General features: G+C 41.5%; 18 protein-coding genes and 1 rRNA gene. 3 read left to right on the top strand and 16 right to left on the bottom strand.

Annotated features, from left to right (window positions below):
- Nucleotides 1-74: 74 nt before the first annotated feature.
- The 5 genes from CYG50_RS22385 to pepQ form a co-directional block, all read right to left on the bottom strand.
- A 16S ribosomal RNA gene (locus CYG50_RS22385) occupies nt 75-1,614 on the bottom strand.
- Between the two features lie 461 nt (nt 1,615-2,075).
- Nucleotides 2,076-2,600 (bottom strand): menaquinone-dependent protoporphyrinogen IX dehydrogenase, encoded by a 525-nt coding sequence (hemG, locus tag CYG50_RS22380; protein WP_102139070.1) that lies wholly within the window; start codon nt 2,598-2,600, stop codon nt 2,076-2,078.
- A gap of 60 nt (nt 2,601-2,660) precedes the next feature.
- Entirely contained in the window at nt 2,661-4,112 is a 1,452-nt protein-coding gene (trkH, locus tag CYG50_RS22375; RefSeq protein ID WP_096865118.1) for a Trk system potassium transporter TrkH, read from the bottom strand.
- Between the two features lie 28 nt (nt 4,113-4,140).
- On the bottom strand, nt 4,141-4,755 hold the full coding sequence (locus CYG50_RS22370) for an IMPACT family protein (protein ID WP_102139071.1): 615 nt from the start codon (nt 4,753-4,755) through the stop codon (nt 4,141-4,143).
- On the bottom strand, nt 4,755-6,089 hold the full coding sequence (pepQ, locus tag CYG50_RS22365; protein WP_102139072.1) for a Xaa-Pro dipeptidase: 1,335 nt from the start codon (nt 6,087-6,089) through the stop codon (nt 4,755-4,757). Before pepQ ends, CYG50_RS22370 begins: the two co-directional genes overlap by 1 nt.
- A 257-nt stretch (nt 6,090-6,346) precedes the next feature.
- Between pepQ and fadB the strand changes: the two genes are divergently transcribed.
- Both fadB and fadA read left to right on the top strand, forming a co-directional pair.
- Nucleotides 6,347-8,539, top strand: coding sequence for a fatty acid oxidation complex subunit alpha FadB (fadB, locus tag CYG50_RS22355; RefSeq protein WP_102139073.1), 2,193 nt, complete (start codon nt 6,347-6,349; stop codon nt 8,537-8,539).
- 4 nt (nt 8,540-8,543) lie between these two features.
- Nucleotides 8,544-9,710 (top strand): acetyl-CoA C-acyltransferase FadA, encoded by a 1,167-nt coding sequence (gene fadA, locus CYG50_RS22350; RefSeq protein ID WP_102139074.1) that lies wholly within the window; start codon nt 8,544-8,546, stop codon nt 9,708-9,710.
- 254 nt (nt 9,711-9,964) lie between these two features.
- On the opposite strand, the gene fre is transcribed toward fadA, so the two are convergent.
- From fre to pepE, 3 genes are all read right to left on the bottom strand, one after another.
- Nucleotides 9,965-10,666: an NAD(P)H-flavin reductase gene (gene fre / locus CYG50_RS22345; protein ID WP_102139075.1), complete on the bottom strand. Its 702-nt coding sequence runs from the start codon at nt 10,664-10,666 to the stop codon at nt 9,965-9,967.
- 10 nt (nt 10,667-10,676) lie between these two features.
- Entirely contained in the window at nt 10,677-12,152 is a 1,476-nt protein-coding gene (gene ubiD, locus CYG50_RS22340; protein WP_102139076.1) for a 4-hydroxy-3-polyprenylbenzoate decarboxylase, read from the bottom strand.
- Nucleotides 12,153-12,404: 252 nt separating this feature from the next.
- Nucleotides 12,405-13,130, bottom strand: a complete 726-nt coding sequence (pepE, locus tag CYG50_RS22335; RefSeq protein WP_102139077.1) for a dipeptidase PepE — start codon at nt 13,128-13,130, stop codon at nt 12,405-12,407.
- 165 nt (nt 13,131-13,295) lie between these two features.
- Between pepE and rfaH the strand changes: the two genes are divergently transcribed.
- Nucleotides 13,296-13,790 (top strand): transcription/translation regulatory transformer protein RfaH, encoded by a 495-nt coding sequence (gene rfaH / locus CYG50_RS22330; protein WP_102139078.1) that lies wholly within the window; start codon nt 13,296-13,298, stop codon nt 13,788-13,790.
- A gap of 94 nt (nt 13,791-13,884) precedes the next feature.
- On the opposite strand, the gene tatC is transcribed toward rfaH, so the two are convergent.
- From tatC to CYG50_RS22290, 8 genes are all read right to left on the bottom strand, one after another.
- Nucleotides 13,885-14,652, bottom strand: coding sequence for a Sec-independent protein translocase subunit TatC (gene tatC, locus CYG50_RS22325; RefSeq protein WP_004260806.1), 768 nt, complete (start codon nt 14,650-14,652; stop codon nt 13,885-13,887).
- Between the two features lie 3 nt (nt 14,653-14,655).
- A complete protein-coding gene (tatB, locus tag CYG50_RS22320) occupies nt 14,656-15,198 on the bottom strand; it encodes a Sec-independent protein translocase protein TatB (protein WP_102139079.1) in 543 nt (180 codons plus the stop codon).
- Between the two features lie 3 nt (nt 15,199-15,201).
- Nucleotides 15,202-15,483, bottom strand: a complete 282-nt coding sequence (tatA, locus tag CYG50_RS22315) for a twin-arginine translocase TatA/TatE family subunit (protein WP_102139080.1) — start codon at nt 15,481-15,483, stop codon at nt 15,202-15,204.
- 114 nt (nt 15,484-15,597) lie between these two features.
- The gene (ubiB, locus tag CYG50_RS22310) at nt 15,598-17,232 is read right to left on the bottom strand and encodes a ubiquinone biosynthesis regulatory protein kinase UbiB (protein ID WP_102139081.1); all 1,635 of its coding nucleotides are present in this window, start codon (nt 17,230-17,232) and stop codon (nt 15,598-15,600) included.
- A complete protein-coding gene (locus CYG50_RS22305) occupies nt 17,219-17,872 on the bottom strand; it encodes a ubiquinone biosynthesis accessory factor UbiJ (protein WP_102139082.1) in 654 nt (217 codons plus the stop codon). Before CYG50_RS22305 ends, ubiB begins: the two co-directional genes overlap by 14 nt.
- 1 nt (nt 17,873) lies before the next feature.
- Nucleotides 17,874-18,629 carry a bifunctional demethylmenaquinone methyltransferase/2-methoxy-6-polyprenyl-1,4-benzoquinol methylase UbiE gene (ubiE, locus tag CYG50_RS22300; protein WP_102139083.1) on the bottom strand — a complete coding sequence of 252 codons (756 nt, stop codon included), beginning with the start codon at nt 18,627-18,629 and terminating at the stop codon, nt 17,874-17,876.
- Between the two features lie 75 nt (nt 18,630-18,704).
- Nucleotides 18,705-20,060 (bottom strand): DNA recombination protein RmuC, encoded by a 1,356-nt coding sequence (gene rmuC / locus CYG50_RS22295; protein ID WP_102139084.1) that lies wholly within the window; start codon nt 20,058-20,060, stop codon nt 18,705-18,707.
- A 107-nt stretch (nt 20,061-20,167) separates the two neighbouring features.
- Nucleotides 20,168-20,698, bottom strand: coding sequence for a DedA family protein (locus CYG50_RS22290; protein WP_102139085.1), 531 nt, complete (start codon nt 20,696-20,698; stop codon nt 20,168-20,170).
- Nucleotides 20,699-20,731 lie beyond the last annotated feature (33 nt).

The following is a 20,731-nucleotide window of genomic DNA, read 5'->3' as shown; positions in this document are numbered from 1 at the left end:
CCTCCCACGTGAACCTATTGCTCTACTTTCTATCAGACAATCTGTGTGAGCACTTCACAAAAACACTTCAATGGTAAGGAGGTGATCCAACCGCAGGTTCCCCTACGGTTACCTTGTTACGACTTCACCCCAGTCATGAATCACAAAGTGGTAAGCGCCCTCCCGAAGGTTAAGCTACCTACTTCTTTTGCAACCCACTCCCATGGTGTGACGGGCGGTGTGTACAAGGCCCGGGAACGTATTCACCGTAGCATTCTGATCTACGATTACTAGCGATTCCGACTTCATGGAGTCGAGTTGCAGACTCCAATCCGGACTACGACGTACTTTATGAGTTCCGCTTGCTCTCGCGAGGTCGCTTCTCTTTGTATACGCCATTGTAGCACGTGTGTAGCCCTACTCGTAAGGGCCATGATGACTTGACGTCATCCCCACCTTCCTCCGGTTTATCACCGGCAGTCTCCTTTGAGTTCCCGACCGAATCGCTGGCAACAAAGGATAAGGGTTGCGCTCGTTGCGGGACTTAACCCAACATTTCACAACACGAGCTGACGACAGCCATGCAGCACCTGTCTCAGAGTTCCCGAAGGCACCAAAGCATCTCTGCTAAGTTCTCTGGATGTCAAGAGTAGGTAAGGTTCTTCGCGTTGCATCGAATTAAACCACATGCTCCACCGCTTGTGCGGGCCCCCGTCAATTCATTTGAGTTTTAACCTTGCGGCCGTACTCCCCAGGCGGTCGATTTAACGCGTTAGCTCCGAAAGCCACTCCTCTAGGGAACAACCTTCAAATCGACATCGTTTACAGCGTGGACTACCAGGGTATCTAATCCTGTTTGCTCCCCACGCTTTCGCACCTGAGCGTCAGTCTTTGTCCAGGGGGCCGCCTTCGCCACCGGTATTCCTCCACATCTCTACGCATTTCACCGCTACACATGGAATTCTACCCCCCTCTACAAGACTCTAGCTGACCAGTCTTAGATGCCATTCCCAGGTTAAGCCCGGGGATTTCACATCTAACTTAATCAACCGCCTGCGTGCGCTTTACGCCCAGTAATTCCGATTAACGCTTGCACCCTCCGTATTACCGCGGCTGCTGGCACGGAGTTAGCCGGTGCTTCTTCTGTCGGTAACGTCAATCGTTGATGATATTAGCATCAACGCCTTCCTCCCGACTGAAAGTACTTTACAACCCTAGGGCCTTCTTCATACACGCGGCATGGCTGCATCAGGCTTGCGCCCATTGTGCAATATTCCCCACTGCTGCCTCCCGTAGGAGTCTGGGCCGTGTCTCAGTCCCAGTGTGGCTGATCATCCTCTCAGACCAGCTAGAGATCGTCGCCTTGGTGAGCCATTACCTCACCAACTAGCTAATCCCATATGGGTTCATCCGATAGCGCAAGGACCGAAGTTCCCCTGCTTTGCTCCTAAGAGATTATGCGGTATTAGCTACCGTTTCCAGTAGTTATCCCCCTCTATCGGGCAGATCCCCATACATTACTCACCCGTCCGCCGCTCGTCAGCGAGAAGCAAGCTTCCCCTGTTACCGCTCGACTTGCATGTGTTAGGCCTGCCGCCAGCGTTCAATCTGAGCCATGATCAAACTCTTCAATTAAAAAGCTTGATGCTCAAAGAATGTTACTGTCGTTTGATTTCCGAAGAAACCAAATTACCTATTAGTTCATATATATGAATTAACGTGTTAGTCACTCTTCAAGACTTAAAATCAAATATTTTTTTGATAGTGTCCTGTGAGTGCCCACACAGATTGTCTGATAAATTGTTAAAGAGCGTTGCGACTAAATCTTTTGATTTTCGACTTCAAGGTCGTTGTCGCGAGGTGTCGTATATTACGTTTTTTATTTAGAAAGTCAAGCGTTTATTTTCAACTTTTTTTCTTTCTCACCTCTGTTATCACTGGGTTATGAAGTTTTCTTCTAACCGGTTTGTCGTGACAACGGATGCGCATTATAGGGAGTCGAAAAATTCTCGCAAGTGTTTTTTTGATTTATTTCACCAAGCGATGATTTATTAAACAAAAAACACAAAATAACTACATTTTGTTGAAATTAAGACCTATAAACCATCAAATTCAGTTGCGAATTCGGCAACCTTTTCCCAGTTAGTATACTCAATCTCTGTTTTTGGGTCGGTTGGGCCATCTGTCATTTTCATGATTAGGCGGATCATCATTCTATCAAACCATTTATAACGCGGATAAAACAGCGCTCCGGCAAAAACAGACTTCAATGTTGGCTTCCAAGGACACGCTTCTAAAAACTTTCGCGTATATGCGTTAGTTTCAACCGTATTCTTACCTTCTTTCCTTGCCGTTAAATTTACAGCAAAAAAACCGGTCTTCATTGAATTCAATTGATTTTGATGGGAGATCACAAAGCGTTGTAGTTTTTTATTGAAATGCCCGTAACGAATAGATGCCCCTACTAATACTTTATCGTAGCCTGATAAATTAAGCTGTTGGTCAGTATTTAAATCACGAATATCACATTCACGACCTAAGCCTCTCAGCTGTTCCGCCATTTTTAAAATAATTTTTTTTGTTTGCCCATCCGTACTGGAGTGTAAAAGTAAATAGCTCATTATTGTTCCTAGATTATTATCATTTCTATATAGATAGTCTTATATATAGATTGCACTCAATTATTCACGCCAGAAAGTTGGAGTCAGTAGCACTAATAAAGTAAACACTTCCAAACGCCCAAATAACATAGTCACCACTAGAATCCATTTACCGGCTGGATTCATTGACGTAAAGTTATCTGCAACAGTCCCAAGGCCTGGCCCCAAGTTATTGAGTGTGGTCGCTATTGCTGAGAATGCGGAAAACTCATCAACACCTGTTGCGATCAGCAATAATAAGCTGACGACAAAAACAAGTGCATAGGCAGAGAAGAACCCCCAGACCGCTTCGATGATCCTTTCAGGCAATGCACGCTGCCCCAGTTTGATTGTGTAGACTGCATTAGGATGAACTAAGCGTTTTAACTCACGCGAACCTTGTAAGAAAAGTAACAAGATACGAATAACTTTTAACCCACCACCTGTCGAGCCTGCACACCCCCCAACAAATGCAGCACATAATAGAAGCATTGGTAAGAAAAGAGGCCATCCCGAAAAGCTATCCGTTGTAAAACCAGCCGTCGTTGCCATTGAAACAACTTGGAAGAAGGCTTGGTCAAGCGTTTGACCAAAACTACTATAAACAGAATGAAACATAAGCACTAAAGTACAAATGACCACTAAGACAAATTGGAAACTTATGAACATTCTAAATTCGGGATCGCGCCAATAAATCCCTAAACTACGTCCAGTTAGTACTGCAAAGTGTAAACCGAAATTACAACCAGAGATAATCAGGAAAATACCTATGATAGTGTTAATCGCAGGACTATTGAAATAACCAATACTGGCATCATGAGTTGAAAACCCGCCAATAGCGATAGTCGAAAAGCTGTGGGAAATAGCATCAAAAACATCCATTCCTGCTATCCATAAAGCAACTGCACAAGCAATTGTGAGCAGTACATAGATTAGCCATAATGTTTTTGCCGTTTCTGCAATGCGAGGCCGCATTTTATTGTCTTTCAAAGGACCCGGCATTTCTGCACGGTATAACTGCATTCCCCCAACGCCCAAAAGCGGTAAGATTGCAACAGCGAGCACAATTATCCCCATCCCCCCAAGCCATTGAAGCATCTGCCGATAAAACAAAATAGCTTTGGGCAAGGAATCAAGCCCTGTCAGCGTTGTCGCACCAGTGGTAGTCAAGCCTGAAAACGATTCAAAAAAAGCATCTGTAACCGAAAGGTTAGGCCTTTCAGAAAAAATAAAAGGTAATGCCCCAACGCTTCCCAGCACTGTCCAAAATAAAACAACAATAAGGAAACCTTCTTTTGCTTTAAGTTCGTGCCGGCTATTGCGGGTTGGTAGCCACAGAAAAAGGCCAATTAGCAAAGCAGTAACAAAAGTCTGGCTAAAAGCTCGACCTGCACCATCACGATAAATTAGCGCAACAATACCAGGAATAACCATGGTAAAAGAAAAGATAATGACAAGCAGCCCGACTATGCGGGTTATTGCACGAAAATGCATTCGGCAGGTTCCTTGATAAAACTGTTTACTATTCCGATTCTGGCGTGAGCGCTAAGGCCCCACGACTTATATCGCGTAATTTATCATTGACCTCCTGCTCAAGAGTAGCAGGAATTGCAATTTGTAAAGAGACAGTTTCATTATAATCACTGTGCAAAACCGTGCCATTCACCTGAGCAAGGAGTTGTTCAATCGCATTAATCAACGAATAGTCACACACTAAATTAAAGATTTTTTGTGGTACTTTTGTCTTTGTCGGTAATATTCTTAATGCTTGCTGGACACCATTTCCATAGGCTTTAACGAGCCCACCCGTTCCCAGTTTTATCCCACCAAAATAACGCACAACAACACAGGTAACCTCCCCTAGGTTGCTACCTAATAGTTGCGCCATAATGGGTTTTCCTGCTGTTCCAGTTGGTTCTCCGTCATCAGAGAACCCCAACTTTTGTGAATCATCAGGCCGACCAGCGACAAATGCCCAGCAATGGTGCCGGGCATCTGGGTATTGAGCTTTAATTGATTGAATATAATCTTTTGCCGCGTCAATACCATCTGTATGAGCTAAATACGTAATAAATTGGCTTTTTTTGATCTCTTCTGTAAAAGAAATAGTTTCAGCCGGTATTAAATAAGGTTTCATTAACGTAAATGTAAGTCTCGAGTCATATTTTCAATACGATTTGCGTGGATCACGATATTGTCTTCAATACGGATCCCACCGTAAGGTTTGAAAAACTCAATTTTATCCCAATTAAAATACTGGCTAAACTCCCCATTTCGCCACTCAGATAATAGAGATTCAATGAAGTAGAGCCCAGGTTCAATAGTTAACACCATTTTAGGTTCTAAAACACGAGTACATCGTAAGAATGGATACATTTTAGGAGCCGCAAGATGTGTACCGCTGTCATCTTGCATAAAGCCAGCAGCATCATGAACTTGTAACCCAAGCGGGTGCCCTAAACCATGAGGCAAAAATGGCGTTGTTAAGCCACTTTCCACCATTGACTCTTCGCTAATACCTTTAATAATATCATGTTTAATCAGTATTTTAGCAATCCTATGATGCATATCTACATGATAGTCTGTATAGCGTACACCCGCCTTGATTGTATCAATTAAAGCGAGCTGTTCTGTATTGACATCCGCAACTAATTCAGCAAATTCATCCTTCCCTTTTGCCGCATAAGTTCTCGTAATATCAGCAGCATAACCGTTATATTCAGCTCCTGCATCAATAAGGAAGCTACGCAATTCATTCGGCACAGTTTGCTGTAGCTTAGTGTAATGCAATACCGCTGCGTTTTCGTTCAGCGCAACAATGTTACCATAAGGGACATTGGTATCTCGATGCCCAGTTGATTGTAAATAACTAATATTAATATCAAACTCACTCATACCTGCACGGAATGCTTCGAGAGCGGCAAGGTGCCCATTTACTGCCATTTTTTGCGCTTCACGCATGCAGTAAAGTTCATAATCGGTTTTATAAGAACGATGATAATGATAGTAATCTAAAACAGGTTTGGGATTGATATTATGTAGCGAAATCCCTAACGACTCAGCTTTTGCAGTTGCCGAACCAATATAAGCCACATTTTCTTTCGGTAGACTTGTTAGGAAGGTTTTAATGTCATCCGCATTTTTTAAATGGATTAATTCAATATCTTTAGTCCAAAAACTGTTCGGAAGTGGCTCAACACTATGCCAATAGTCAACAGGGGAATAAAACCATAGTTTAGGTTTATTTACGCCATCAACTAATAGCCATGAATGTGGAACATCGGTGACAGGTACCCACGCTTTAAAATGAGGGTTAACTTTAAACGGATAGTCGCTATCATCAAGAAAGATGCGTAGGGGTTCACCTGAATGAATCAATATGGCATCTAATTTGCTGCGCTGTAAAACTTGCTGAGTTCTGTTTTGTAACGTTTTAATATGTTCAGCGTAGAGTGCAGTCAGTTTTTCCATTTCCTTCAACCTTTCAGCATTAATTAGAAAAATTAAGCTTACCACGTTCTGTTATTAACGGATATGCGCTCTGTTGCAAACCCGCACTAATTAATTGATATATAATTAATTTATCATTTAAAACATTAATTATTTCACTTAATTGCTGTGACCAACCTTCCATTTTTGTTATTAAAAGTTTGCAATTAATTAACATTCTAGTCACACTCAACTCATCTGGTCGTACCAGATAACACTACCACGTAGAGGAGAGCAGAATGCTTTATCAAAGTGACACTATCTATATTCAATGGTTGAAACAAGGGATTGCAGAACTGGTTTTTAACTCACCAGGGCCAATTAACAAATTGGATACCCACACCGTTGCTTCACTTGATGAAGCCGTGTCTGTTCTTGAGCAACAAACCGAGCTGCAAGGTGTAATTTTCCGCTCTGATAAATCCGCTTTTATTGTTGGTGCTGATATCAAAGAGTTTCTTTCACTCTTTGAAGCATCAAAAGAAACGCTAAGTGATTGGTTGCACTACGCTAACAGTATTTTTAATCGCATTGAAGACCTGCCTGTTCCAACGATTTGTGCCATTAATGGCTATGCATTAGGTGGTGGCTGTGAATGTGTTTTATCCACTGATTTTCGCATCGCTTCACCTGATGCTCGAATTGGGCTTCCTGAAACAAAACTTGGGATCATGCCTGGATTTGGTGGGTCTGTTCGTCTACCTCGATTAATTGGTTTAGATAGCGCATTAGAAATTATTACTGCAGGTAAAGATGTCGATGCCTCTCAAGCTTTAAAACTTGGCCTTATTGACGCGATTGTTAGTACAGAAGCTCTCGCACACTCAGCACTGCAAGTTATTGAATCTGCAATCACCGGGGCCTTCAATTGGCAGAAGAAACGCCAACCTAAACTTAATCCTCTACAATTGAAACCTATTGAGCAAACGATGAGTTTCAATGTCGCTAAGGGGATGGTGTACAAGGTTGCTGGCAAACACTATCCAGCCCCTATGGCTGCTGTGAATACGATAGAAAAAGCAGCAAACTGCACTCGTGATAAGGCATTGAAGCATGAAACAGCTGCATTTGTTCCTCTAGCGCATAGTGATGTTGCACGTGCTTTAGTGAATATTTTTCTAAATGACCAACAAGTTAAATCAAACAGTAAAAAAGTCGCACAACATGTTGATATTCCAACACATGCTACAGTATTAGGTGCAGGGATTATGGGCGGTGGCATTGCTTATCAATCAGCCAGTAAAGGCGTGCCAGTCTTAATGAAGGATATTAATGTTAAGTCATTAGACTTAGGGATTGAAGAAGCGCAAAAGCTATTAAATAATCAGTTTGAGCGTGGAAAAATTACAGCTGCGAAAATGGCAGCAACCTTATCATCAATTCATCCCTCATTATCTTACAACGGGGTGGAAAATAGCCAAATCGTCGTAGAAGCCGTTGTTGAGAACCCGAAAGTCAAAGCTGCTGTATTATCTGAAGTTGAATCCTTAGTAACAACAGAAACCATACTGGCTTCAAATACTTCAACGATTCCAATTTCAACCCTCGCAAAATCACTAAAACGCCCAGAAAATTTCTGCGGCATGCACTTTTTTAACCCAGTGCATCGGATGCCATTAGTCGAAATTATCCGAGGAGAACAAACTTCTGATAACACGGTTGCTAAGGTTGTTGCCTACGCCAATAAAATGGGTAAAACCCCTATTGTTGTCAATGATTGCCCTGGCTTCTTTGTTAACCGAGTACTTTTTCCTTATTTTGCAGGCTTTAATTTGCTGCTACAAGATGGAGCTGACTTTAGAGAAATAGATAAAGTCATGGAAAAAGAGTTTGGCTGGCCAATGGGGCCTGCTTATCTCCTTGATGTCGTTGGTATTGATACCGCTTTTCATGCGGAACAAGTTATGGCCCAAGGTTTTCCTGAAAGGATGGGGAAAAACGGAAAAAATGCCATCGATGTAATGTATGAACAACAACGATTTGGCCAAAAGAATGGCCAAGGGTTTTATCAATATGAAAAAGATAAAAAAGGGAAACCGAAAAAAATTGATGACCCTCGGACTGATGAATTACTTGCTACTATTTGCCCAACAAAGCGCACTTTCACCAAAGAAGAAATTATTGCTCGAATGATGGCTCCCATGATTAACGAAGTTGTTCGTTGCTTAGAGGAAGGTATCATTCAAAGCCCTTCAGATGCAGATATTGCTTTAGTTTATGGTTTAGGTTTTCCACCATTTAGAGGGGGAGTATTCTGCTATTTAGATACCTTAGGTAGCCAGTCTTACTTGAAAACGACGGAATCTTTGCAGCACTTAAGCCCGCTATATCACGCGCCTAGTGGCTTAAAAGAAAAAGCGGCTACCAATGCAAGATATTACCCACAGCCACCTGTCGTGGCGATTGATGTCAAAAAAGTTGCGAGAGGTTAATTTTATGGAAAATGTCGTCATTATTGATGGAATACGTACACCAATGGGCCGTTCAAAAGGTGGGGTATTTCGCCATGTTAGAGCTGAAGACCTTTCTGCACACCTCATGAATGCAATTTTTGAACGTAATCCAAACGCAAGTAAAAAAGAATTGGATGACATTATCTGGGGTTGTGTTCAGCAAACACTGGAACAAGGGTTTAATGTTGCTAAAAATGCAGCATTGCTCACGGATATTCCTCATACAGTTCCAGCAGTTACAGTAAATCGCCTTTGTGGTTCATCAATGCAAGCAATACATGATGCGAGTCGGTTAATTATGACGGGTGATGCAAAATCTGTACTCATTGGTGGGGTGGAGCATATGGGCCACGTACCAATGACTCATGGTATAGATTTCAACCCTAAGCTGACTTTACACGTTGCTAAAGCCGCAGGCGCTATGGGTCTAACCGCTGAAATGCTTGCCAAAATGTATAAGATTAGCCGAGAAGAGCAAGATGCGTTTGCGTTACGGTCTCACCAACTTGCTGCCTTAGCGACGGAAAAAGGGAAGTTCAATAACGAAATCGTCCCAATTAGTGGCCATGATGCCACAGGTAACCTCATTTCAGTCAATTATGATGAAGTGATTCGTTTTGACGCAAATCTCCAAGGTTTAGCCGCTCTTCGCCCCGCTTTTGACCCTGTTAGTGGAACGGTAACCGCAGGTAATTCATCTGCTCTGTCTGATGGTGCTTCTGCGATGTTACTGACTAGCGAAAGTTATGCCACGCAGCAAGGAATTAAGCCACGAGCCAAAATACGCGCAATGGCCGTTGTTGGCTGTGACCCATCAATCATGGGATTTGGGCCTGTGCCAGCAAGTGAACTCGCTTTGAAACGCGCAGGACTAACTTTAAATGATATTGATATTATTGAATTAAACGAAGCTTTTGCGGCGCAATCTATTGCCTGTCTAAAAGGCTTGAAGCTATCAGAAAACCAATTAGATGATAAAGTAAATCTCAGCGGAGGGGCTATTGCACTTGGCCATCCGTTGGGGTGTTCAGGAGCAAGAATTTCAACAGCTTTGCTTAATCATTTAGAACAAAACGATAAACAATTTGGTTTAGCCACCATGTGCATCGGGTTCGGCCAAGGTATAGCCACAATTATTGAACGAGTTTAACAATTTAGTTTTAGTTTTAGTTTTAGTTTTAGTTTTAGTTTTAGTTTTCGCAAACATTGTATTTTGTCGATGTTCCCGCCTAGTCAGGGGCGGGTTTTTTTTGCCTTTTTTTGCCCAAATAACCACAACAAACTTAACCCTCATAGTTCGGGTTATCGGTAGGCGGCAAGCAAATGAGCCCCTAGGAGCATACAAAAGTATGTGACTAGAGCGAATGAGTGAAGCCCCCCCCCTACAATTTGAAATATGACGGGTTAAATGAATTCGTAAGCATCACCGAATAACTGCTCCAATTTAGCTCCGCGCTCATTACAAAACCGTTCTCTCGCTATTTTCGCCATTTCAAAACGACCTGCAATATAGATATCATGACTGGACAAATCGCCAAAATCTTCTAATACTGCGCTCAGGACTGTTCCTGTTCTACCACGCCATAGTTCGTCTGGTTGCTCAACAACAGGGGTGATCTTTAAATTAGGATAGTTTTCACTGAGGGCCTGCAATTCACCAAGATCGTATAAGTGCTCCAATTGACGACCGCCCCAATAGAAAGTTATGTCACGATTTGGGTTTTCAGCTAACGCCGCAAGCAATACTGAGTGGGTATAGGAAAAACCTGTTCCACCTGCAATTAAAATCATTGCGTTACTGCTATTTTCCCGAAACCAAGCTTTACCGTGAGGAATGTCAATATTTATACGTTTCTGATCCAGAATTCGATCCATTACAGCCATTGCGTATAAATTAATCTCAGAAGCACCAATATGTAATTCGATAGTTTCTTTATTATTTGGAGTAGAAGCCATTGAAAATGGTCGTTTGTCACGCTCATCCATCACGACCATTAAATATTGGCCTGCTTTAAAATGAAAAGGACCATCTGGCAACAAAATCACCCGATAAACCGTATCCGTGATAGATTCAACAGATGTTACTTTACAGCTTAAAGTTGCCATGGTTTCCCTCTTATTTTTTATCAAAAATATTTAATTGTTCCCAAATATCATCAATGCGAGATTTAACGCTCTCTGTCATTACGATAGGACGCCCCCACTCACGATCTGTCTCACCAGGCCATTTATTGGTAGCATCAAGTCCCATTTTTGAACCTAACCCTGAGACAGGAGAAGCGAAGTCGAGATAATCTATTGGTGTGTTTTCCATCATCACTGTGTCACGGGCAGGGTCCATCCGAGTTGTAATTGCCCAGATAACATCTTTCCAGTCCCGTGCATTAATATCATCATCACAAACAATAACAAATTTAGTGTACATGAATTGGCGCAGGTATGACCAGACCCCCATCATGACCCTTTTGGCATGTCCTGCATATTGTTTTTTCATTGTCACAACGGCAAGACGATACGAGCACCCTTCTGGAGGAAGATAAAAATCAACAATTTCAGGGAATTGCTTTTGAAGAATAGGGACAAGGACCTCGTTTAACGCCTCCCCTAATACTGCAGGCTCATCGGGTGGTCTTCCTGTATAGGTTGAGTGATAAATTGCATCACGACGCTGAGTCACATGAGTCACGGTAAATACAGGGAAATTATCGATTTCATTATAATAACCTGTATGATCACCATAAGGGCCTTCAGGGGCCATTTCGCCCGGCTCAATATACCCTTCTAAAATAATTTCAGCGCCAGCGGGAACTTCAAGGTCATTCGATATGCATTTAACAACCTCGGTTTTATTGCCACGCAATAACCCCGCAAAAGCATATTCAGATAATGTGTCAGGGACTGGTGTTACCGCACCTAAAATAGTTGCCGGATCTGCGCCAAGAGCGACTGCAACAGGAAATTTTTCGCCTGGATGAGCTTGGCACCACTCTTGAAAATCCAAAGCGCCACCGCGATGAGATAGCCAACGCATAATGACTTTATTTTTTCCAAGAACTTGCTGGCGATAAATACCTAAATTTTGCCTTTCTTTATGTGGGCCCTTAGTGACTGTCAACCCCCATGTGATTAAAGGTGCGGCATCTTCTGGCCAACAATGCATAACTGGAATTTTTGTCAGATCAACGTCTTCACCAGCCCAAATTTGTTCCTGACAAGGAGCAGAACTTAGCCGTTTTGCAGGCATGTTCAGCACTTGCTTGAATTTTGGTAGTTTATCGAAAAGGTCACGAAAGCCTTTCGGAGGATCGGGCTCTTTCAGAAAAGCGAGTAATTTGCCTACATCATGTAAAGCTTTTATGTCCTCTTGCCCCATTCCCATCGCAACACGTTTAGTTGTGCCAAACAGGTTACACAAGACAGGCATGTTATAGCCTTTGGGATTTTCAAATAATAGGGCCGGTCCCCCTGCTCTTAGTGTGCGATCTGCAATTTCGGTCATTTCCAAATAGGGATCGACTTCCATTGTAATACGTTTTAACTCGCCTTGTTTTTCAAGTTGCGAGATGAAATCTCTAAGGTCACGGTATTTCATTATCTTCTTTTACTGTTACAGAGGGAGTCTCATTATAAGACGTCCGGCCAAGGTTACAAGTTACAGCCTATCCCCTTAATCCTTCAAGTTACAGCGCTTTTCGTTGAAGTATAAGTGACTACTCTCAGCTAGCCGAGTCACATAGTTTATCTATGCGCCCCGCCAATCTTCCTTTGTCACCTACCTGTAACTCGAATTATTTGGAGTATAAAACACTTTAAAATCAATCTTTTTCTGGCTTAGTATACCATTTTACTGGCAATCAAAAGGGACTAATTTTTCTAATAGTAAAGTATCAAATTGTTCTGAGAATGTTTTATTATGCTGAAATAGTTTAAAACCTTCATCTTTTCCGCTGAAATAATGAAGTTCATTACCTTTAATTTGTAACCCACTTCCCTCCCTTAGCGCAACAACAACTTCATGAGGATTAATCACACAAAATTCTTGTAATCGTTCATCACGAGTTTCGCCCATATGACCAGAAATATGAGCATCAATATAATGAGGGTTAATTTGTAATGGAAATAGCCCCAGAGATGGCATAATTGCAGCATTACTAACAGGCATATCATTCGTAGTACGGATACTTGGAGTTGCTACATTGCATCCTGCACTCCAGCCGATATATGGCACACCACGCTCACGAACCGCACGTTGAATAGCAACGATCAACCCATTCTCATGTAGGCATTTATTCAGCCACCAAGTATTACCACCACTGACAAGAATACATTCAGCCTGCTCAATCGCTTCTACAGGGCTAGAAAAGTGCTCAATTGTCGTAACTTTTATTCCCAACGCTTCCGAAAGTTGTTCAGCTCTCTCATCATGTGAACCTCGAAGAACCGCATAAGGAACCAAAACTGCTGACTTTATGTTCTTACGAGCAATCATTTCTTTGATTCGAGGTAAGGCGTAGCTAAGCCATACAGGGTTGCCTGGTAGCTTACCGTTACTCAACAAAAAGATATCCATTATGTCTCCTACTGATTTAGTTTTTGCACTACAGTTATCATAAGAATATATTGGATTAATATAGACCTAAGAGTATCAATAATATGGTGCCATTATTCATTAGTCACATTGTTATGTCGTAATTTGTTATCATAAACATAGTTTTGTCAGATGGAATTCAAAAAAATGGAAAAATGGTATTTGCTTTACTGCAAACGAGGGCAAATTGAGCGTGCTATGGAGCATTTAAACCGACAGAATGTTATTTGTATGACGCCCATGACTGAAATGGAAAAAGTGGTTAGAGGGAAAAGAACGACTGTGCAAGAAGCGCTGTTCCCAAATTACTTATTTGTGAAATTTGATCACAACGAAATTCATACAACAACAGTCCAATCAACAAGAGGGGTCAGCCATTTTATTCGTTTTGGCCAATTGCCAGTGGAAGTCCCCGAAAAAATTATTGAGCTTCTACAACAAACTCCCATTAGTTATACCGTTGCACCAGATATGCCAAAGCATGGTGATCAGGTTACAATTACGGAAGGTATTTTTGCGGGTGTACAAGCTATTTTTGATGAGCCTAATGGTGAATATCGTTCTATTCTTTTACTGAATATTTTAAATAAAAGCGTACCAAAAGTAGTTGATAACACACAGTTTAAAAAAAATACAGATTGAATGTTTCAAGCAATAATGTTTCAAGCAATAAAAAGCCCTCTTTAGAGGGCTTTTTTGTCATTGTACATTACAAATAACAGCTATTTGGTGCAAATCAGGACTCTTCTTTTTCTTCTTCCTCTGCCCCTTCTTGTCGATTTCTGCCTTTGCCAACATAGAAATTGGATAGCAAGACACCGAGTTCAAAAAGCAAATACATTGGAACAGCAAGTAAAGTTTGAGAGAGTACATCTGGCGGTGTTAAAAACATCCCAACAATAAATGCCCCGACTAAAATATAAGGACGTTTACGTTTCAGTGATTCCGGTGTAGTCACACCAGTCCAACACAGTAAAATAATTGCAATAGGTACTTCAAATGCTGCACCGAAAGCCATGAATAATGTCATGACAAAGCTAAGGTATTTACTGATATCAGGAATAAAGTTGACGCTATCCGGGGTCGTTTTAACAAAGAAACCAAATGCGAGCGGAAAAACAACGAAGTAGGCAAATGCCATTCCCAAATAAAACAAGAAGCTACTTGAAACAAGCAAAGGCAACATGAGTTTGCGTTCATGCTTGTATAAGGCGGGCGCAATAAAAGCCCAAATTTGATAGAGAATAACTGGGATCGATACAAAAACCGATACCATCATTGTCAATTTAATTGGGGTAAAGAATGTTGACGCCACATCCGTCGCACTCATTTGCGAACCTACTGGCAGCTTATCAATCAAAGGGGCTGCTACCAGCCGATAGATATCATTTGAAAAATAAGCAAGGGCAGCAAAAACAATTAAAACTGTAATTAAACAGTTTAGCAGCCGTTTGCGAAGTTCAATGAGGTGGCTAATAAGTGGTTGTGTATCATTTACAGCCATGTGTTATTTTTCACTTTCAGTTTGATTAGAGTTTTTTACGTTAGCTTCGAGTGATCCTACTGTTTTTACAGCTGTTGAATCTTCCGGTTTTTCATCCTCAACAACGGCAGCCATTTTCGCTGCATGTTCAGGGTTTGGATCAGACTCCTCAGGTTGCTGAGTATTATCTTTCGCTTCCTTTACAGCACTATCGTAACTGTCAGTGATCTCTTTTGCTTTGTTTAACTCTGTTTCAATATCATTGGTTGTCTCTTGGTAGCCGCTTTTAAGCGATTGTGCAGCTGTACGCAATTCTTCCATGGACTGCTTAAGTTCAGGAGAAAGTGCTTCTAAATTAGCCTTTTCTTCAACCTTTTTCAGCGTGTCCTGTAGTTCCTGCAATTTTAACTCTTGCGTTAACTCATTTTGTACATTTGCAGCCATAGAACGCATCGCACGGATCCACCCAGCGACAGTTCTCACTGCCACTGGTAATCGCTCAGGGCCTAATACAACGAGACCAATAACTGCAATAAGCAACAGTTCACTAAAACCTATGTCAAACACGGTTTAACCCTGCTCTTTATTTTTGCTCTCAACTGGGCTTTCTTTCTTCTCAGCAGCCTGTTGTTCCGTAATATTTTTAGGTGCGAAGTCAGCATCTTGCTTTTCTTGTTCTGCTTTTGCTTTTTCATCATCGCTCATCGCTTTTTTAAAGCCTTTGAGTGATTCACCTAAATCAGAACCTAAAGAACGTAATTTCTTGGTGCCGAAAATCAAAATAATAAGTAAAGCAATGATAATGAGTTGCCAAGGACTACCGAAAGCAGCCATTGCAAAAGTTGATTCCATTGTTAATACCTCTATATAGTTTTGGGATCAATGTTATGAGATCTATTATATACAACCAACACAAAATACGGAAATGTTCACAGCCTTATAAACTTGTCGCAAAACAAAGTTTACTTAATTTTCGTCTGTTTTACACCAACCAAACAGCCAAGACAAGGCGCCTGCGGCCATAAATACCACGGCTAGCTGCTTTAAGTCAGAAATAAAAAATAAGCTACCGCATAAGACAAATGTCGCCCCGATCCCTAGGAGGAATTGCGACTTACGCTGTTTATTACGCTGATTTTTCAATTGCTGTGTTAATTGGTCAATATTCGACTGTAAGTATTTATGCTGCCTCAAAGCACCATATATCAAATCAGGAATTTCAGGCATTTTTTCTGCCCAATAAGGCGCCTTTTCTTTTAATGCTTGAGTGATTGCAGGTATCCCTACTTGGCTATGAACCCAATCCTCAAGGAATGGTTTTGCTGTTTTCCATAGGTCAAGCTGAGGGTAAAGCTGCCGTCCTAGCCCTTCTACATACAGCAGTGTTTTTTGTAATAAGACTAACTGTGGCTGAACTTCCATGTTGAAACGGCGTGCTGTATTAAATAAATTTAATAATACTTGCCCAAATGAAATTTCAGCCAATGGTTTTTCAAAAATAGGTTCACATACAGTACGAATAGCAAACTCAAAGTCTTCCACATTTGTGTCTGAAGGAACCCAGCCCGAGTCAACGTGCAATTCTGCAACTTTGCGGTAATCACGATTAAAAAAAGCAATGAAGTTTTCTGCCAAATAGCGTTTATCTTCTTTGTTTAATGAACCGACTATTCCACAGTCTATCCCTATGTATTGAGGATCTTCTGGATGATCGTAACTAACAAAGATATTGCCTGGATGCATATCTGCATGGAAAAAACTGTCACGGAAAACCTGTGTGAAGAAAACTTTAACACCACGTTCTGCCAGCAGTTTCATATTGGTTCCCTGCGCTTTAAGCGCAGCAATATCAGAAACTGGGATCCCGTAGATACGTTCCATGACCATCACGTTTTCACGACAATAATCTGGATAGACCTCTGGCACATACAGCATGGCGCTGTTTTCAAAATTACGACGAAGCTGAATGGCATTTGCTGATTCACGGAGTAAATTCAGCTCATCAATCAATGTTTTTTCGTATTCACGCACGACTTCTTTTGGCCTTAATCGCCGCCCATCTGGCAACAAAGGAACCCAATTTGCAATGCGGTACATTAATTTAATGTCAGCTTTAATAATTGGCAAAATATCAGGGCGGATCACCTTGATGACAACATCTTTGCCATTTTCTTTTAATGTTGCGGTATGAACCTGAGCGATGGACGCAGACGCTAAAGCTTGCTCATCAAAATCATCAAACCACTGTTCTAGTGGCCCTTCGAGAGACTCTTCAATATAGCTTCGTGCCAGTTTGCCATCAAAACTCGCGACTTTGTCTTGCAATAACGAAAGTTGATCTGCGATTGCTGGAGGGAAAAGATCTCGACGAGTCGATAGCATTTGGCCAAATTTGATCCAAACGGGCCCAAGTTCTTGTAGGGCGAGACGAAGCCTTTCACCCAATGCTTTGTCTTTATGCTTATTTCTGATCCAAAAGAAACCTAAGCGACCAATTCTTAATGGTAACGTTAGTTTAATTTTGGGGATTAACTCATCTAATCCGTAAGAGAGAAAAACCCGAATAATGAAGTAAAGTCGTTTTATTTCACCGGGTGTCATTCTTCTCCTCCAACTGGCTTAACCGTTGTTCAAGCGCACTCAATGAATTTTCTATTTGCTCAACTCCATCACTAAAATGAGCTAGCTCAAGTTGGCTAGGAGCCATTTTCCATTCTTCAACTATTGCGTCTTTGATATACGTTTTTTGCCGTTTTACTAAATGAGATGCAAGGCACGCGCCTTTATTCAGTAGCTTACTAAGACCCTCGGCTGCAACATCACCAATATAAGGTGATAAATAGTGAGCAGGATTCCAAATTGCTAAATCAAGCAAAGAAGACCAGTGCTGCACAATTTGCATATCCCCTTCAATCACGATATCACCGCGATTGATAAGTTGAGCTAATTGCTGTTTGTCTTTCAATTTAACAAGCGTAAAGATGGATGTTTTAATGGTACAGTCCGCAGGCTCAACCCACTGGCTTAACACATCAACATGGTTTTCAGCAAAAACAAGTGTTAACGTTTTATTCAGTTCTTTAAGTTCAATCGCCATAACTTTACCAGCCAAACGCATTCTAGCAGGCTGTAGAACTTTTTCTTTAAACAACATGTGGTTAAGAGAGGTTTCCATCAATGCTGTTATCAAAGAATACAAAACTGTATTTTGATTTTCGGTATGTGTTGATGGTGCTTCCATCTTAGAATTTAAACCCTTTGTGCAATGCGACAATTCCACCTGTCATATTGGTGTACGACACTTGTTCAAAACCTGCATTTTCCATCATACCTTTTAGTGTTTCTTGGTTTGGATGCATGCGGATTGACTCAGCTAAATAACGATAGCTATCGGGATCATTAACGATCGCCTGACCAATACGAGGGAGTATATGGAATGAATAGGCGTCATAAGCTTTATTCAAAGGTTCAATAATTGGTTTTGAGAACTCTAATACCAATAAACGCCCACCTGGTTTTAGCACTCGGAACATAGAGCGTAGCGCTTTGTCTTTGTCGGTGACATTACGCAGACCAAAAGAGATAGTAATGCAGTCAAAATAGTTATCAGGGAATGGCAGCTCTTCCGCATTGGCTTGCACATAATTAACATTACCGACAATACCAAGGTCACGTAATTTCTCACGCCCCATTTTTAGCATTGAGTCATTAATGTCTGCGAGTATGACTTCGCCTTTTTCACCTACTAAACGTGAAAATTTAGCAGTTAAGTCACCGGTTCCACCTGCAAGGTCAAGTACTCGCTGATTACGACGTACTCCGCTCGCTTCAATGGTAAAACGCTTCCAAATACGATGGATACCAAATGACATTAAATCATTCATTAAGTCATATTTTGATGCTACTGAGTGAAAAACATTCGCTACTAGGCCAGCTTTATCTTCTTTGCCGACAGTACGGAAACCGAAATCAATGGTTTCTTTAGTTGGTTCAGTCATTTCTCTTATGCCTGCTTATCATTCAAACTTTTGTAGGAAGTGTAACAGTCTTTGAGCCAAAACCCTATCAGAAGTCTAAGATTCCGCACAATTAGGCGTATCAGACCGCTCAACTAATTGAGGCGCTATAGGTTGCTTAATTTCGACTCCGAGCTCTTTAAAACTTTCCGCTTGGCTAATTAAATTTCCACGTCCTTGAGCAAGGCGCTTCATTGCCGATAGGTAAGTATTATTCGCTTTATCAAGACTGGCGCCTAAAACTTGCATATCATCAACAAACAAACGCAGCTTGTCATACATTTTCGCTGCTCTGTTTGCTATCTCTTGAGCATTTTGCCCTTGGCGTTCATACCGCCATATATTATTAATCGTTCTTACTGCGACTAACAATGTTGAAGGACAAACTAACATAATATTCTGTTTAATTCCTTCATCAAGTAACTCGGGAGCCTCTTTCAAAGCAAGTAAATAAGCAGGCTCAATAGGGATAAACATTAAAACGTAATCCAATGAGCGAATTCCCGGTAACTGGTGGTAATCTTTACGACTCAACATACGCATATGATTGCGGATAGAAGCCACATGGTTTTTCAATGCTTGTTGCTGTTCATGTGGGTCTTCGCTATTGAAGTAATGTTCATAAGAAACTAGCGACATTTTGGCATCAACGACCACATCTTTACCTTCAGGAAGATGGATAATCACATCCGGTTGATAACGGCTATTATAACTTGTATTGATGCTAACTTGAGTTTCAAATTCACTTCCTTCACGTAAACCTGAGACTTCGAGAATTCTGGTAAGAATGGTTTCGCCCCAGTTCCCTTGAATTTTGTTATCCCCTTTCAGAGCTCGTGTCAGGTTAACCGCTTCTTTGGTCATTTGATTATTGAGCTGCTGTAATTGCCGAATTTCATAGGCTAAAGTGTGGCGCTCTTTGGCTTCTTCACCAAAACTTTGCTGAACTTGCTGACGAAACCCCTCTAATTGCTCACGAAAAGGTGACAACATCGCCAATAGGCTTTTCTGTTGTTGCTCTGATGCACGGCGCTCATTTTGTTCAAAAATACGATTTGCTAAGTTTTCGAATTGTGCTGTCAGCCGTTGTTCACTATTTTGTAAAATTCGCTGTTTTTCTTCGTTTGCTAGCTGGTTTTGCTCAAAACGGGTGATGACCTCGCGAAGTTCTGCTTCTTGTTCTCGGTTGATGTCCCTTTGAGTACGCAGTTCTTGATCTAGCCTGTCATATTCTTCTTTCCATTGCGCAAGGTGAATATTTTTTTCGTCACTTGCTGCAAGTTGACGGTTGAGTTGCTGCAGTTCCTGATCTTTTTGCGCAATTTTTTGGGCAATAGAGAACCAAGTGGCTAAACCACCAACTAAAACGCCACTCAACGCCCCAATAACAGCATATAAAAGAGAGGTATCCACGGTTAAATCCTTACTTTACAAAGTCTAGTGTAAGGTAATGGGATACTGTATAAGTGTCCAGAGGTAATTTAGCTATCAAAGAAAATTTTGCGAAGCGCTTCGCAAGCTTAGCCTATCCAACTTGCGAACCACTTTAGGCCCAGTGCCCCTGGCGCTAAAATACCAAATGCCCAAATCATCGCAGAAGCGATATTGGCGAGTTGGAAATGCCGTTGTGGCATTGCGCAAATCCCAGCAACCAAGGGAACAATGGCTCGTAAAGGCCCAAAGAAGCGCCCAAAGAAAATGCCCCAGATACCCCAGCGGTCAAAGAAACGCTGCCCTTTATCAATCATTTGTGGGTTACGAGAAATCGGCCACATATGACGTACATTTTCTTTGTAATGATAACCAATCCAATAAGAGAGCCAGTCCCCAAAGAAAGCACCGAGTGCGGCCGCTAACCATATTGGCCAGAAAGCAATATTACTTTCGCCAATCAAAGCACCAAGTGCGAGTAAAATCACCGTGGCGGGTAACAAAAGTGATAAAAATGCCAGAGATTCCCCAAACGCCAAAAAGAAAATAATAGGAAGCGCCCATACTTCATGTTCGCGTGTAAAGTCCGTCACAATGGTGACAATTTCATGGAGTGTCACGGTCAGTTCCTTTCATAAGGGGATAATCAGAAT

Origin of the sequence: Providencia huaxiensis, from assembly GCF_002843235.3 — a bacterium.
Classification (GTDB): domain Bacteria; phylum Pseudomonadota; class Gammaproteobacteria; order Enterobacterales; family Enterobacteriaceae; genus Providencia; species Providencia huaxiensis.
This window is presented reverse-complemented; position numbering and strand designations above follow the sequence as displayed.

Bases quoted from the DNA above. Each gene is read 5' to 3' on its own strand.
- hemG (WP_102139070.1), bottom strand. From the start codon at position 2,600: ATGAGCTATTTACTTTTACACTCCAGTACGGATGGGCAAACAAAAAAA.
- trkH (WP_096865118.1), bottom strand. From the start codon at position 4,112: ATGCATTTTCGTGCAATAACCCGCATAGTCGGGCTGCTTGTCATTATC.
- CYG50_RS22370 (WP_102139071.1), bottom strand. From the start codon at position 4,755: ATGAAACCTTATTTAATACCGGCTGAAACTATTTCTTTTACAGAAGAG.
- pepQ (WP_102139072.1), bottom strand. From the start codon at position 6,089: ATGGAAAAACTGACTGCACTCTACGCTGAACATATTAAAACGTTACAA.
- fadB (WP_102139073.1), top strand. From the start codon at position 6,347: ATGCTTTATCAAAGTGACACTATCTATATTCAATGGTTGAAACAAGGG.
- fadA (WP_102139074.1), top strand. From the start codon at position 8,544: ATGGAAAATGTCGTCATTATTGATGGAATACGTACACCAATGGGCCGT.
- fre (WP_102139075.1), bottom strand. From the start codon at position 10,666: ATGGCAACTTTAAGCTGTAAAGTAACATCTGTTGAATCTATCACGGAT.
- ubiD (WP_102139076.1), bottom strand. From the start codon at position 12,152: ATGAAATACCGTGACCTTAGAGATTTCATCTCGCAACTTGAAAAACAA.
- pepE (WP_102139077.1), bottom strand. From the start codon at position 13,130: ATGGATATCTTTTTGTTGAGTAACGGTAAGCTACCAGGCAACCCTGTA.
- rfaH (WP_102139078.1), top strand. From the start codon at position 13,296: ATGGAAAAATGGTATTTGCTTTACTGCAAACGAGGGCAAATTGAGCGT.
- tatC (WP_004260806.1), bottom strand. From the start codon at position 14,652: ATGGCTGTAAATGATACACAACCACTTATTAGCCACCTCATTGAACTT.
- tatA (WP_102139080.1), bottom strand. From the start codon at position 15,483: ATGGAATCAACTTTTGCAATGGCTGCTTTCGGTAGTCCTTGGCAACTC.
- ubiB (WP_102139081.1), bottom strand. From the start codon at position 17,232: ATGACACCCGGTGAAATAAAACGACTTTACTTCATTATTCGGGTTTTT.
- CYG50_RS22305 (WP_102139082.1), bottom strand. From the start codon at position 17,872: ATGGAAGCACCATCAACACATACCGAAAATCAAAATACAGTTTTGTAT.
- ubiE (WP_102139083.1), bottom strand. From the start codon at position 18,629: ATGACTGAACCAACTAAAGAAACCATTGATTTCGGTTTCCGTACTGTC.